Here is a 12904-nt window from a genome sequence, read left to right on the forward strand (position 1 = left end):
TATAGGCTGTATATATAACTGTAAGTTTGAAAAAATATTTTAAAGATAGGATAAAATAGTGGATTGATTGGTGGGATTGATTAACTTTAGCCGCCTGAAAACGAATAAATCTCTATAAGCACACCAAAAAAATGGCCAAGAAGGGGAAAAAAAACAACAGACGAAACCTTGAAAAACTCAGTCATAAATACCGTTTGGTGATTATGAATGATGACACCTATGAAGAAGTGACCTCCTTCAAACTGTCCAGAATGAGTGTTTATATAGCTTTGAGCACCCTGTTTGTATTACTGGTAGCCATTACTGTGGCCACAGTAGTATTTACGCCATTACGTTATTATATCCCGGGCTATGGAGACCTGAAACAACGCAAGGAGTTCATCCACCTGAAAATGCGGGCGGATTCACTGGAAACAGCCATTAATCAACGGGATCTCTACCTGAAAAACATCAAACAGGTGATCAACGGGGAATTTACCGGCAAACTGGATACCACCATGTTAAAAGTGCCGAAAGTAGATAACAGCACGTATTAAAATTAGAAATTTTGCCATTTAGGAATTTTGTTATTTGATTGATTGTGATTGATTGTTCAGAATAGCCATGTCCATATCTCTGCCCAATAACCAAATAATCAAATAACAAAATATTTAAATATATTTACATTATTAAAGCTGAAAAACCTGAAAACCTATGTTTAATAACAAATCAAACTCTAAGGGTGATAGCAAGAACCTGTTACCCACGTCGACTATTAACATTATAGGCAGCGGCACTTCTATCCAGGGCGATATCGTATGTGAAGGAGATATCCGGATAGACGGCCAGGTAAACGGGCTGGTGTCCACCAAAGCTAAAATCGTGGTAGGTCCGGAAGGCGACATTACCGGCGACCTGGTATGTCAGAGCGCAGACATCCTCGGTAAAGTGACCGGTATCATCAAAGTGGAAGAGCTGTTGTTCCTGAAAGGGAATGCACTCGTAAAGGGAGATGTGTATACTGCTCATTTCGAAATGGAGCCTACTGCCAAGTTCAACGGCCGTTGCTACATGGACGACCAGCAGCCAGAAACGCAGAAACATGGAAAATCCGTCCTCCAGGAAGCCGAATAAACGTAATAATCCGGTCATGCGCTATGCCGGACTGGCGTTTCAAATGATGACCACATTAGGGTTGGGAGTGTTTGCGGGGTACAAGCTGGACCAGAAAATGGGCTGGCGGTTCCCCCTGTTCCTGATCATTTTTTCTTTATTGGCTTTAGCCATACTTTTGTGGCAAATTATAAAAGACACCCGTCGGTAATGAGCGATAGATTTTTAATCAGATTATTTTCGATTTTTGGCGTTCTAAACGGCCTGATGATATTTTTCAAGCCCAGATTGCTGGAAACCGGCATACACTTTTATGTGCTGCTGGCCGGCAATCTGGCTATGGCACTTATCACACTGGCCTCCTACCTGATGAGCCGCAAAGGGCTCGCCTCTGCCAACCACAATGCCTTCATCCGCGCTGTATACGGTTCCACACTCAGCAAACTGATGCTGTGCGTAATTGGTATTGCCATTTATGTGCTCGTTTACCGGCCCGACGTCAGTAAAGTGACCATCTTTTTGCTGTTGTCCCTGTACCTGTTGTACACCGTATTTGAAACATGGAGCCTCTTCCGGCTTACCAGGCTTAAAAAGTAATTGGCTGTGAAAAAAGAGGCGCCCCTGCATGCATTAGCGTCCTATTTGCCCGAAGGCACCTTTGACCAGGTGATGGAGTTTTTACAGGTATATAAAGTCCATCTCACCATCACCCGGGAAAGGCAAAGCATACTGGGTGACTACCGTCACCCCGATGGAAATGGAAAAGGACACCGGATCAGCATCAACGGATCGCTGAACAGGTATTCTTTTCTTATTACCTTACTGCATGAAATCGCTCACCTTACCACCTTTAACAAATACGCCAACCGGGTACCGGCACATGGCAAGGAATGGAAACAGGAATTTTCTGACATTCTCCGCGGCTTTGTAGGCAAAGGATACCTGCCACATGACGTGGAACAGGCCGTACGCCAGAGCATGACCAACCCCGCGGCCAGCAGCTGCGCCGACGAAAACCTGATGCGTGTGCTCCGTAATTACGACGACCGCAAAGACACGCACTTCCTTGTAGAACAGCTCCCCCTGCATCAACTCTTCAAAACCAAAGACGGCCGCATCTTCCGCAAAGGAGAAAGAATAAGAAAACGCTACCGCTGTGAAGAGGTAGCGTCTAAACGTATTTATCTGTTCAGTCCTGTCTACGAAGTAGAAGTGCTGAACTAGTCCTTATTTTTCTCCCACATAATGTAATTCCGGGAAAGCCATGGCTTTATTGATCAGCTGAATCCCCAGCTGCAGAATACCCGCTTCGGACGCTGCCTGCAATTTAGGCGCGTCGTCTGTGGGCTTGTGGTAATCATCATGCCCGCCAGTGTGGAAAAACAATACCGGCACTTTACTGATATAGAAGTTATGATGATCGGACGCACCCTTGCCGGCTGCATCAGTGAAGTATTTTATGCCGGGTTGCTGCACATCTTTAAACACTTCCGGCCATTCCTGTGCGCTGCCATAGCCACCAATACCGATGCCTCTTTCCGGATTGTAGCGGCCTATCATGTCCATATTCAGCATAAAATGTACTTTGTCCAGCGGCATCAGCGGATGTGCAGTATAATATTTCGACCCCTGCAGTCCCAGCTCCTCACCCCCGAAAGCGATGAACAGGAAATTAAATGGCTCTTTACCAGCGTTTTTCACATAATGACGGGCCAGTTCCAACAATCCGGCCACACCGGACGCATTGTCATCGGCGCCATTGTGTATCTGGCCTATCGGATATTTGCCATCGAAAAGACCGGCGGTGCCCAGATGGTCATAGTGCGCGCCGATGATAATCGTACGGGCGGCACCGTTATCGAGGAAAGCCGCTACGTTACGGCTCGGGATATTTTTGTGCGCGTTGCGGTCAAAGGTAAAATCCTGGAAATAGCTGCCGCCGTTGGCGGGCTTCAGTCTCAGTTTCTTAAACTGCCGGGCTACATAACGGCTGGCGGTACGGCTTCCTTTTTCGGCAGTACCTCTGCCCTTCAGTTTGTCGGAAGCGAGATAATTCACGGTTTCCTGTATGCGGCGGGCATCAGGGATGGTGTCCTGTGCATAGGCGGCAGACATTCCTCCTGCCAGCAGCATCATCAATAACAAGCTTTTCTTCATATGACTATCGGTTGAAAAAAGCCCCCAGCGGAGGGCTGGGGGCTTTACTATTTATTTGGATAATTATCTGCTGCTTATTTTTTACGCTGTTGCATGTCCTGCTGGCGGCGCTGAACTTCTTCCAGCTTTTCCTGCCATTTGGATTTGGAAACAGGCTTTTTCTTGTTCTCCTGGATCTGTGCGTGGATCTTGTCGTGGTTGATGACAAAAGTCTGGAGCACCCATTGCAGCAGGATGCTGATCACGTTGGACAGGAAGTAGTAGAAAGTAAGCGCGGCAGCCAGGCGGTTGAAGATACCCAACAGCATGATAGGCATGATGTAAGGCATGTACTTCATCACCGGATTGCTCTGATCAGTCATACCACGGTTGTAGAAGGCCAGGACCAGGCTCGTGATGGTCATCAGGATGGTGAACAGGCTCACGTGGTTGCCATAGAAAGGCACGTTGAACGGCAGGTTCAGGATAGAGTCGTAAGTAGACAAGTCTTTTGCCCACAGGAAGCTTTCCTGGCGCAGCTCAATGGAAGACGGGAAGAAGCTGTACATGGCCACCAGGATCGGCAGCTGCAGCAGGGCTGGTAAACAGCCGCCCAGCGGGTTCACACCGGCGCTCTTGAACAGTTTCATCTGGTCCATACCGAAAGCCTGCTGGTCATCGCCGTGTTTGGCGCGCAGCTCATCGATTTCCGGTTTCAGCACTTTCATCTTGGCCTGAGACACATAGCTCTGGTAAGTGAAAGGCGCAATCAGCAAACGAATGAAGATAGTGAGCAGGATGATGATCACACCATAGTTACCGATAAATCCGCTGAGGAAGTTAAACACCGGGATGATGATCCATTTGTTCACATATTTTACGAAGGCGAAGATACCGGAGCCCAGCGGAATGATTTTTTCCAGGCCCAGATCGAAAGACTTCAGTGTTTTGTAGTGGTTAGGGCCATAGTAGATATCAATCGGGAAAGAGAAATCATTGGCGCGGTTGTAAGGGATCGTGAGGGAGGTGAAGGCCTGTCCCACGATATTGCCGCTCTGTGGCACTTTGGTGTTCACGTCTGCCGCGTCGAAGCTGCCGCTTTTAGCGATCAGGGTGGTATTGAAGAACTGTTGCTTTACGCTGATCCATTTCAGTTTGTTGTCCAGTTTTTCGTGGCTGGTACGTTGCAGCGTGAAATAGTCATGTTTATCGTTGGCAAACATGTAGTGCACCTGGTTGTTGAGGCGCTCGTTCTCCATGTCATGCTCCTGTTTGTCGTTCTGGCTGTTCCATTGCAGGGTCAGGTAGTTCTGATTGCCTGGCAGGATGTTCTGGAAACCAACAGCATGCACATTATAATTAACGATGTAGCTGCCAGGTTTAATACCGTACACAAATTCCAGGTATACCGCAGGATTGGAAGTATTCAGGCGATAGCTGATGGACTGTCCGCCGTCTGCCAGTTTCTGTACAGGGCCGGCAGTGAAAAACAGGTCAGCGCTGTTCAGCACTTTAGTGGCGCTGGCAGGTACTTCTACAGAGAGACGGTTAAAAGATCCCTGTGCCAGCATTAATGGACCGCCTTCAGAAGTCTTGAATTTTTTCAGCTGAACACTGATTGGCTGACCACCTTTATTAGAGAAGGTAACTTTAACATCATCGTTTTCCATCACTGTTGTCTGCACCGGTGCTACCGCAGCGGTGGCAAAAAGACCAAATTCGCCGGCCAGTTGAGCCTGGTGGGCTGAATCCAGTGTTCCTCCGTTAGCAGTGGCCATCAGTGAATCGGCAACAGGCGCTTTAGGCTTGTTCAGATTTGCAATGGAATCCTGCCGGGCTTTCTCCCTGGCGATGGTTCCCTGTTGTTTCTGGTTATAGAAAATATATCCTACCAGTAAAACACCTAACAGTAAAAACCCAATAACCGAATTTCTATCCATGAAATGCAATTAAAAATTTAGGCAGCAAAGGTAAGCAGGATTTATCATTTGAGCACCCCTTTTTAGGTGAAAGGCCTGTTAAACAGGTGAAACCCATGTTGGGCCCGGCTAAAATATCGGCCACTCCTGATTTTCCGATTATTTATATATTTAAAATGCAGCGAATATGGCTGCCTGGCCTATCCGCTGCATTTTAAATTTTATACATTATACAATTATTATATCTGAAGATTACTGGGCGATTTTTTCTTCTGCCACCTTCGTTTTACCGTTTTTATTTTCCGCGTATTGTTTAGCGGCTTTAATAAACGACACGAAGAGCGGTGCAGGGCTTTCCACGGTGCTTTTCAGCTCAGGGTGGAACTGGGAGCCCACAAAGAAAGGATGTCCCGGGATTTCGATCATTTCCACGAGACCGCTTTCAGGGTTTTTACCGGAAGGAATCATACCGGCTTTTTCGATCTGCTCCAGGTATTCGTTGTTGAACTCATAGCGGTGACGGTGTCTTTCGCTGATGGTAGTAGCGCCGCCATAAATTTCAGAAGCCCTGGAACCCGGTGTGAGGTCGCAGGTATAAGCGCCCAGGCGCATGGTACCACCTTTGGCGGTCACTTTTTTCTGTTCTTCCATCAGGTTGATCACCGGATGGGAAGTGTCGGGGTTCATTTCCACGGAGTGCGCGTCTTTCCAGCCGAGCACGTTGCGGGAGAATTCCACGACGCTCATCTGCATACCAAGGCAGATACCAAAGAAAGGCAGGTTGTTTTCACGGGCATACTGAATAGCCACAATTTTACCTTCGATGCCGCGGTGACCGAAGCCCGGCGCTACCAGCAGACCATCGAGGTTTTTCAGCTTTTCGCACACATTTTCCTGTGTAATATGCTCAGAGTGAATATTCTGTACAATTACCTTGCACTCGTTGAGTGAACCGGCATGTATAAATGATTCGAGAATAGATTTGTAAGCATCCTGCAGCTCTACATATTTACCGATCAGACCGATGGTCACTTTGGATTTCGGATATTTGAGCTTGTCCAGGAATTCACGCCATTTGGTGAGCTCTGGCTCTTTTTCCACAGGCAGGTTCAGTCTTTTCAGTACTGAAACGTCCAGTTTTTCGCGCATCATTTCCAGCGGCACTTCGTAGATGGTCGGTACATCATTCGCTTCAATCACCGCATCTACCTGTACGTTACAAAACAGGGCGATTTTCTTTTTCAGATCGCGGTACATCGGCTCTTCCGTACGGCAAACGATGATGTCCGGATGAACGCCATATTCGCTCAACAGGCGCACTGAGTGCTGAGTAGGTTTGGTTTTGAGTTCCTTCGCTGCGCGCAGGTAAGGAATAAGGGTGAGGTGTACCACCAGGCAGTCTTCTTCGCCCAGTTCCCATTGCAGCTGACGTACAGCCTCAATATAAGGGAGCGATTCAATATCGCCCACGGTACCGCCCAGCTCAGTAATCACGATATCATATTTGCCGTCTTTGCCCAACAGGAGGATACGACGTTTGATTTCATCAGTGATGTGCGGGATCACCTGTACGGTTTTGCCCAGGTAGGCGCCTTCTCTTTCCTTGTTGATAACAGTCTGATAAATACGGCCGGTGGTAACATTGTTGGCCTGGGACGTAGGCGTGTTCAGGAAACGCTCATAGTGTCCGAGGTCCAGATCGGTTTCCGCGCCATCTTCTGTTACGTAACATTCCCCGTGCTCATAAGGGTTTAACGTTCCCGGATCCACGTTGATATATGGATCGAACTTCTGAATAGTCACTCTAAAGCCGCGCGCCTGCAAGAGTTTTGCCAGCGAAGCAGCTATAATTCCTTTACCCAAAGAGGAAGTAACACCTCCCGTAACGAAGATATATTTTGCCATAAAAACTAAAATTCAGCTAAAAATACTTGACCTAAATGGGGGAAGTGCCAGATTGCGTTTGGTGTTATACCTGTCAAGTAAACTACTTCCGGAGGTCATGCAAAGTTACACAAATTTGCTTCGCTCCCAAGTTTTTTACGCAGTGGCTTTATTTGTTTGTTAATTTTTGCGGGTTTCTCTTCAGCTCTTATCATTGAACCACAGTGGGTTTTAAAGAATTTTCAAGTGAGCGAAATTATTTGTTAAAAACCTGCATTGACACCTGCTGTTATTACAGAGACTTTCGTTCCTAACAAATAGAAACTGTAAATTTGCGTCCGAAATACATAAATAAAAAGATGACTTTAACGCCTAAGAGAGCGCAGGACTCGCTCATACAGATGACGGAACTCGTTCTGCCCAACGATACCAATACTTTCGGCAACCTCATGGGAGGCCGCCTGATGTACTGGATGGACATTGCTGCCGCACTGGCCTGTATGAAACACTGCAGCGCCCCTGTGGTCACCGCCTCCGTAGATAATATTTCTTTCGAGAACCCCATTAAACTGGGCAATGTGGTACATATAGAAGCCAAAGTAAGCCGCGCCTTCAATACTTCCATGGAAGTACACATGCGCGTGTGGGGAGAAGACCCGGTACAACAATACCGCTACAAATCCAATGAAGCTTTTATGACATTTGTGGCCCTTGACCCTAACGGTAACTCCCGCCCCGTTCCCGGCATTATCACCGACACGGAAGAGGAAAAAAGATTATATGACGGCGCCCTCCGCCGCCGCCAGCTACGCCTTATCCTGGGCGGTAAAATGAAACCGGAGGATGCAGACGAACTGAAAGCGCTGTTCTTCGATAAATAATTTCATCCCAGGGCTTAAGCCCTGGGCTACATTTATTGTTCGAGGCGTGTACTGTTGATTTAATATGTTATTTTCTGCCGTCTTTGCTGTCTTTAATATATAACTGTCATTTTCAGAAGCCGGTCTCTTTATAAAACTGCTCCAGGAACATTTCCATAAACTGATGCCGCTCCGCCGCCATGGCTTTGCCCGTATGGGTGTTCATCCGGTCTTTCAGCAACAACAGTTTTTCGTAGAAGTGATTAATGGTAGGCGCTGTGTTGGTTTTATATTCCTCTCTCGTCATCACCATATTAGGTTTCACTGTGGGGTCATAAATGGCGCGGTTCTTAAACCCGCCGTAGTTGAAGGCCCTGGCGATGCCCACGGCGCCAATGGCGTCCAGCCGGTCAGCATCCTGTACCACGCTTAGTTCCGGGGAACGGAAAGCATTGTCATTGTGACCGCCTTTGAATGAAATATACCGGATGATGTTTTCCACATGAACGATGATCTCCTCGGACAATCCCTGCGCTACCATGAAGGCACGGGCGCGGGCGGGACCAATGGTCTCATCGCCGTTATGGAACTTGGAATCCGCAATATCATGCAACAACGCGCCCAGCTCCACTACCAGCATGTCGGCGGTTTCATGGGCGGCAATCTGCCGGGACAATTGCCATACCCTGTAAATATGCCACCAGTCGTGGCCTCCTTCCGCTCCTTCCAGCGATGCCTTCACATAGGCTACGGTGGCATCAATGATTTCCTGATTATTTTGCATAACGGTAAAGATAATACGTAAAACTTTTCCCGCCATCCGGCCGTTATCAGGATATGATACAGGTTAAACGCGTATATGAAGATTTTTCCGAAAGCGACGGATACCGGATCCTGGTAGACCGCCTGTGGCCGCGGGGACTGTCCAAAGATAAAGCCCATGTGGACGAGTGGTTGAAAGACATAGCGCCGAGCGAGGCCCTGCGGAAATGGTTTCATCATGAGGACGGGAAATTTGCAGAGTTCCGTACCCGTTATCTGGCAGAGCTGAAAGAGAAAAAGGATTTGCTGGAGGATATCCGGCAGCGGGCCAGACATCACCGGGTAACATTATTGTACGGGGCTAAAGATACGGTCCACAACCAGGCGCAGGTACTGCTGGAAGTGCTGAAGGGTTAATCAGGCGTTTTCGTTTTCCGGTTTCACAAGCACCTCCGTGATATTGTTCAGCTGTTTTACTTTGGCGGCGAAGTCGCCTTTCAGCTTGTCACGGATGATATGTAATTTATTTAATACTTCATCAAGGGCATCGGGGATGGCCTCCTGCAATACCTGTTTGAGCCGTTTGGCCACGGTGGGCGATTTGCCGTTGGTGGAGATGGCAATCTTCAGGTTTCCTTTCTGCACAATAGATCCCAGGTAGAAGTCACACAGCTCCGGCGTATCTGCCACATTGATCAGTACTTTGGCGCCTTTCGCTTTTTCCCAGACGGTATAATTTAATGTTTTGTCATTTGTGGCGGCAATGACCAGATCTTTTCCCAGCAGGTCCCCGCAGGAGAAAGGTTTGCGGATAAGCTCCACATTGGGATACTGCCGGGCGATGTCTTGCAGTTCAGGCAGAAAGTCCAGCGATACGACGGTGATATTGCTTTCCGCGCAGTTTTGCAGGATGGCATTTGCTTTCTCCAGCCCAATATGGCCACCGCCTACCACGAGGACGTGGAGGCGGTTGAGCTTAAAAAAAACCGGAAATAACTGATTTTCCATTTATACAGCGATTTTGAGTTCTTCGGCTACTTTAGACTGCAGGGTGGCAAAATCTTCATGAAATCGTACTACCTCCCCTACCACTATGATAGCCGGATTGCATAACTGTTGCGCAGCTGCAATTTCCTGCAGGTCGGCCACGCGGCCCATACCGATTTGCTGGTTGGGCAGTGTTCCGTTCTGGATAATAGCGGCGGGGGTATCGCCTCTGCCACTGTTGGCAAAGATGCCGGCAATTTCCGCCAGTTTGCTCATGCCCATGAGAATTACCACGGTGGTGTTGGCCTGGATAGCGTATTCCAGGTCGCGGGAGAGGTTACCATTGCGGGTATTGCCGGTGATCACCCAGAAGCCTTCGCTGACATTGCGGGCGGTTACCGGGATTTTATTGACACCCGGGACAGAAATAGCACTGGAGATGCCCGGTACTACTTCTGCCGTGATGCCAAATTGTTGGGCAAATGCTATTTCCTCCTGACCGCGGCCAAACACGAAAGAGTCGCCGCCTTTGAGCCTTACCACGCTGCCGTAGCTGAGCGCATATTTTACAATCATGCGGTTGATTTCATCCTGGGAATACACATGCATGCCAGCACGTTTTCCGACAAAGCGGCGGAGGCAACCGGCAGGAGCGTAATCCAGCAGTTCGTTGCTGGAGAGGGCATCGTAGAGGATCACCTTCGCTTCCTGAATAGCTTTCATTCCTTTCACGGTAATCAGTTCCGGATCGCCGGGACCGGCGCCTACCAATGTGAGTTTCGGTTGTATCTGTTGCATGATGTGTAGTATTAAAAGATGATCAAAATTATGCCTGCGCCGGTTCAGCGGATTTCTGCCGGTAAGCCTGGGCTGCATTATAAAAAGACAGTGCCTGCTGGAAGTAGGTTTTAGCGAAATTTTCCGTAGGCTCGTTACCGTTAATCTGCAGCACCAGTGTTTTGAAGTCAGTTTCAAAGCTGAATTTGCCGGTGGCCACGAAGTTTTTATCGAAATCGTTGATGATACCGATCTGGGTGTTGCCGCTTACGCCTTCACCGAGCAGCAGCGCTTTGGCGCCCTGTACGAAGGAAGAGTAAGCATGGTAGATACCATCTGCATAAGCGCCTTTACTGATGGCAATATTGGCGAGCTCGACTTTTTCTTCCGCTTCCAGCAGCAGCGTAGCTACCAGGTCGATGATAACGCCGGCGCACTCACCTACACCGATAGCGGTGGCGTAGTCTTCCGCCTGGCCCCAATCGATATAATCTGCCGGGGTGATGGTGCTGAGATCAGCCAGTGGTTTCAGCAGTTCGTAGAAATATTTTTCACCCTGACGGTCATAATATTCATTGAACAGTTCCTTTTCCGCGCCGTTGATTTCGTAGTCGTGCAGGAGGCTGCGCAATACGTCCGGGCCACGGCGGCTGGGCACTTTAATAACCTTGTCGGCTACACGTCCTACGCCGTCGCCAACGATACCGCCGCCCAGCAGTACCTGAAGGGCTGGCAATACTTTACCACCGCTCTTCATGGAAGATCCATGAAAGCCGATGCTGGCGATACCATGCTGGCCGCAGGAATTCATACAGCCGCTGATTTTTATTTTGATGTCTTTATTGTAGATGAGGTCCGGGAACTCGTCAGTGATAACGGACTCCAGTACTTTAGCGATGCCTGTGCTGTTGGAGATACCAAGGTTGCAGGTATCGGTGCCGGGGCAGGCGGTGATGTCCGCGATGCTGTCGAACCCTGGCTCAGCGAAACCGGCTGCTTCCAGTGCGCTGTACACGTAAGGCAGGTGTTCCGGTAAGATGAATTTCAGCAGCAGGCCCTGGTTAGCGGTCACCCTTACATCGTCTGCAATGACCGGGCGCAGCGCTTCTATCAGTTGACGGCTGACAGCAGAGCCGATATTGCCCAGGGTGATTTTCACATAAGCGCCGTAGTAACCTTTTTGTTTTTGTTCAAACACGTTGGTCTTTCTCCACGCTTCGTATTTCGCCTGGTTTTTTATTTCGTAAGCTGGTATTTCGCCGATTACCGGCGGTGTGGTCTGAGGCCATGCGTCTGCATCTACCGGCACGCTTTTCACTTTCACCGCTTTGTATTCCTCTTTGACGAGGCGCTCGAATTCCTCCATGCCTATTTTCTGGATGAGGAATTTCATGCGGGCTTTGTTGCGGCTGGTCCTTTCGCCGTAGCGGTCGAACACGCGCAATACGTTTTCGATATAGGGAATGAGCAGGTCTGTTTCCAGGAACTCATATACCGGTTTGGCCAGAAAGGGCTGTGCGCCCAGGCCACCGCCTACCAATACTTTGAAGCCACGCACTTCTTTGCCATCGATGATTTTCACTTTGGGGATCATGCCGAAGTCGTGCATGAAGGCCCAGGCAGTATCTTTTTCAGAAGAGGAAAAAGCAATTTTTATTTTACGGCCCATTTCCTGGCTGACAGGGTTACGCAGGAAATAGCGGAACGTAGCGTCAGCATAGGGAGTAATATCAAATGGTTCTTCCGGGTCTATGCCGGCCCGGTCGGAAGCTGTAATGTTACGGACGGTGTTACCGCAGGCTTCACGGATGGTGATTTCATCCTGTTCCAGCGTATGCCACAACTCGGGTGTTCTGTCGAGGCTCACGTAGTGTATCTGCACATCCTGGCGGGTGGTCAGGTGCAGGTTGCTGGTAGCATATTCGTCGGATACTTCTGTGATGCGTTTCCATTGTTGCAGGGTCATTTTGCCGTAGGGCAATTTGATGCGCACCATTTGCACACCGGGCTGACGCTGACCATACACCCCTCTCGCCAGGCGAAGGCTACGGAATTTCTCGTCCGTGATAGCCCCTTCGCGGAACAGGCGGATCTTCTTCTCCAGGTCGATGATATCCTGCTGTACTATGGGATTTTCAAGTTCTGTTCTGAAGCTTTGCATATAACGTATTTTCAGGTGGTGGTAAAAATCGCTGGTATTGGTTGTAAAAAAGCCTCCGCTGTAGGCGGAGGCTGTCGTATAACTGAGATTAGTATTATTAACTTATCTGTGTTGCATACTACACGCGTTCCGCTGCTGCTGCCATGCAACAACAATTATAGTGGCCATTCATCACCTTCCGTATTCTATTACCCATATTCCCTATAATTTTAGTAGAGTAATACAAAGATAGAAATGCCACCCGTCTTTCCAAAAATTTTTTTGAGGGGAAATATCCGGACAGAAATACGTTCAAATCGACCAAATCAGTTTTTATTCGTTCATAA

At 48.6% G+C, this 12904-nt stretch carries 14 protein-coding genes; 7 read left to right on the forward strand and 7 right to left on the reverse strand.

Translation table 11 applies throughout. The features are described from left to right. Positions 1-203 precede the first annotated feature (203 nt). The 5 genes from HGH92_RS05555 (at position 204) to HGH92_RS05575 (ending at position 2316) form a co-directional block, all read left to right on the forward strand. Positions 204-536, forward strand: coding sequence for a hypothetical protein (locus HGH92_RS05555; protein ID WP_246496591.1), 333 nt, complete (start codon positions 204-206; stop codon positions 534-536). A 157-nt stretch (positions 537-693) separates the two neighbouring features. Then, the gene (locus HGH92_RS05560) at positions 694-1113 is read left to right on the forward strand and encodes a polymer-forming cytoskeletal protein (RefSeq protein WP_168869752.1); all 420 of its coding nucleotides are present in this window, start codon (positions 694-696) and stop codon (positions 1111-1113) included. A gap of 16 nt (positions 1114-1129) precedes the next feature. Continuing rightward, complete coding sequence (locus HGH92_RS05565; RefSeq protein ID WP_168869753.1) at positions 1130-1303, forward strand: AtpZ/AtpI family protein; 174 nt, start codon at positions 1130-1132, stop codon at positions 1301-1303. Positions 1304-1359: 56 nt separating this feature from the next. Next, positions 1360-1689 carry a hypothetical protein gene (locus HGH92_RS05570; RefSeq protein ID WP_168869754.1) on the forward strand — a complete coding sequence of 110 codons (330 nt, stop codon included), beginning with the start codon at positions 1360-1362 and terminating at the stop codon, positions 1687-1689. A gap of 6 nt (positions 1690-1695) precedes the next feature. Continuing rightward, positions 1696-2316: a SprT-like domain-containing protein gene (locus HGH92_RS05575; protein WP_168869755.1), complete on the forward strand. Its 621-nt coding sequence runs from the start codon at positions 1696-1698 to the stop codon at positions 2314-2316. A 3-nt stretch (positions 2317-2319) separates the two neighbouring features. On the opposite strand, the gene HGH92_RS05580 is transcribed toward HGH92_RS05575, so the two are convergent. From HGH92_RS05580 to HGH92_RS05590, 3 genes are all read right to left on the reverse strand, one after another. Beyond that, positions 2320-3249: a M20/M25/M40 family metallo-hydrolase gene (locus tag HGH92_RS05580; protein ID WP_168869756.1), complete on the reverse strand. Its 930-nt coding sequence runs from the start codon at positions 3247-3249 to the stop codon at positions 2320-2322. 74 nt (positions 3250-3323) lie between these two features. Further along, a complete protein-coding gene (gene yidC / locus HGH92_RS05585; RefSeq protein WP_168869757.1) occupies positions 3324-5168 on the reverse strand; it encodes a membrane protein insertase YidC in 1845 nt (614 codons plus the stop codon). A gap of 231 nt (positions 5169-5399) precedes the next feature. After that, on the reverse strand, positions 5400-7052 hold the full coding sequence (locus tag HGH92_RS05590) for a CTP synthase (RefSeq protein ID WP_168869758.1): 1653 nt from the start codon (positions 7050-7052) through the stop codon (positions 5400-5402). A 338-nt stretch (positions 7053-7390) separates the two neighbouring features. Here HGH92_RS05590 and HGH92_RS05595 point away from each other — a divergent pair, with 338 nt between their 5' ends. Further along, positions 7391-7912, forward strand: coding sequence for an acyl-CoA thioesterase (locus tag HGH92_RS05595; protein WP_168869759.1), 522 nt, complete (start codon positions 7391-7393; stop codon positions 7910-7912). A 112-nt stretch (positions 7913-8024) separates the two neighbouring features. Here the strand turns inward: HGH92_RS05595 and HGH92_RS05600 are convergent, their stop codons facing one another. Beyond that, on the reverse strand, positions 8025-8675 hold the full coding sequence (locus HGH92_RS05600) for an HD domain-containing protein (protein ID WP_168869760.1): 651 nt from the start codon (positions 8673-8675) through the stop codon (positions 8025-8027). A gap of 53 nt (positions 8676-8728) precedes the next feature. Here HGH92_RS05600 and HGH92_RS05605 point away from each other — a divergent pair, with 53 nt between their 5' ends. Then, positions 8729-9070: a DUF488 domain-containing protein gene (locus HGH92_RS05605; protein ID WP_168869761.1), complete on the forward strand. Its 342-nt coding sequence runs from the start codon at positions 8729-8731 to the stop codon at positions 9068-9070. Here the strand turns inward: HGH92_RS05605 and HGH92_RS05610 are convergent, their stop codons facing one another. Genes HGH92_RS05610 through HGH92_RS05620 form a run of 3 tightly spaced genes read right to left on the reverse strand, consistent with a single transcriptional unit; the run spans position 9071 to position 12578 of the window. Beyond that, entirely contained in the window at positions 9071-9661 is a 591-nt protein-coding gene (locus HGH92_RS05610) for a bifunctional precorrin-2 dehydrogenase/sirohydrochlorin ferrochelatase (protein ID WP_168869762.1), read from the reverse strand. Then, positions 9662-10438, reverse strand: a complete 777-nt coding sequence (gene cobA / locus HGH92_RS05615) for a uroporphyrinogen-III C-methyltransferase (RefSeq protein ID WP_168869763.1) — start codon at positions 10436-10438, stop codon at positions 9662-9664. 28 nt (positions 10439-10466) lie between these two features. Next, positions 10467-12578 carry a HEPN domain-containing protein gene (locus HGH92_RS05620; protein ID WP_168869764.1) on the reverse strand — a complete coding sequence of 704 codons (2112 nt, stop codon included), beginning with the start codon at positions 12576-12578 and terminating at the stop codon, positions 10467-10469. Between the last annotated feature and the right edge of the window lie 326 nt (positions 12579-12904).

Source organism: Chitinophaga varians (assembly GCF_012641275.1).
Classification (GTDB): Bacteria; Bacteroidota; Bacteroidia; order Chitinophagales; family Chitinophagaceae; genus Chitinophaga; species Chitinophaga varians_A.

What these genes read in the sequence shown, in the direction of transcription:
- HGH92_RS05555 (WP_246496591.1), top strand. Translation starts at nt 204, where the DNA reads ATGAATGATGACACCTATGAAGAAGTGACCTCCTTCAAACTGTCCAGA.
- HGH92_RS05560 (WP_168869752.1), top strand. Translation starts at nt 694, where the DNA reads ATGTTTAATAACAAATCAAACTCTAAGGGTGATAGCAAGAACCTGTTA.
- HGH92_RS05565 (WP_168869753.1), top strand. Translation starts at nt 1,130, where the DNA reads ATGCGCTATGCCGGACTGGCGTTTCAAATGATGACCACATTAGGGTTG.
- HGH92_RS05570 (WP_168869754.1), top strand. Translation starts at nt 1,360, where the DNA reads ATGATATTTTTCAAGCCCAGATTGCTGGAAACCGGCATACACTTTTAT.
- HGH92_RS05580 (WP_168869756.1), bottom strand. Translation starts at nt 3,249, where the DNA reads ATGAAGAAAAGCTTGTTATTGATGATGCTGCTGGCAGGAGGAATGTCT.
- yidC (WP_168869757.1), bottom strand. Translation starts at nt 5,168, where the DNA reads ATGGATAGAAATTCGGTTATTGGGTTTTTACTGTTAGGTGTTTTACTG.
- HGH92_RS05590 (WP_168869758.1), bottom strand. Translation starts at nt 7,052, where the DNA reads ATGGCAAAATATATCTTCGTTACGGGAGGTGTTACTTCCTCTTTGGGT.
- HGH92_RS05595 (WP_168869759.1), top strand. Translation starts at nt 7,391, where the DNA reads ATGACTTTAACGCCTAAGAGAGCGCAGGACTCGCTCATACAGATGACG.
- HGH92_RS05600 (WP_168869760.1), bottom strand. Translation starts at nt 8,675, where the DNA reads ATGCAAAATAATCAGGAAATCATTGATGCCACCGTAGCCTATGTGAAG.
- HGH92_RS05605 (WP_168869761.1), top strand. Translation starts at nt 8,729, where the DNA reads ATGATACAGGTTAAACGCGTATATGAAGATTTTTCCGAAAGCGACGGA.
- HGH92_RS05610 (WP_168869762.1), bottom strand. Translation starts at nt 9,661, where the DNA reads ATGGAAAATCAGTTATTTCCGGTTTTTTTTAAGCTCAACCGCCTCCAC.
- cobA (WP_168869763.1), bottom strand. Translation starts at nt 10,438, where the DNA reads ATGCAACAGATACAACCGAAACTCACATTGGTAGGCGCCGGTCCCGGC.
- HGH92_RS05620 (WP_168869764.1), bottom strand. Translation starts at nt 12,578, where the DNA reads ATGCAAAGCTTCAGAACAGAACTTGAAAATCCCATAGTACAGCAGGAT.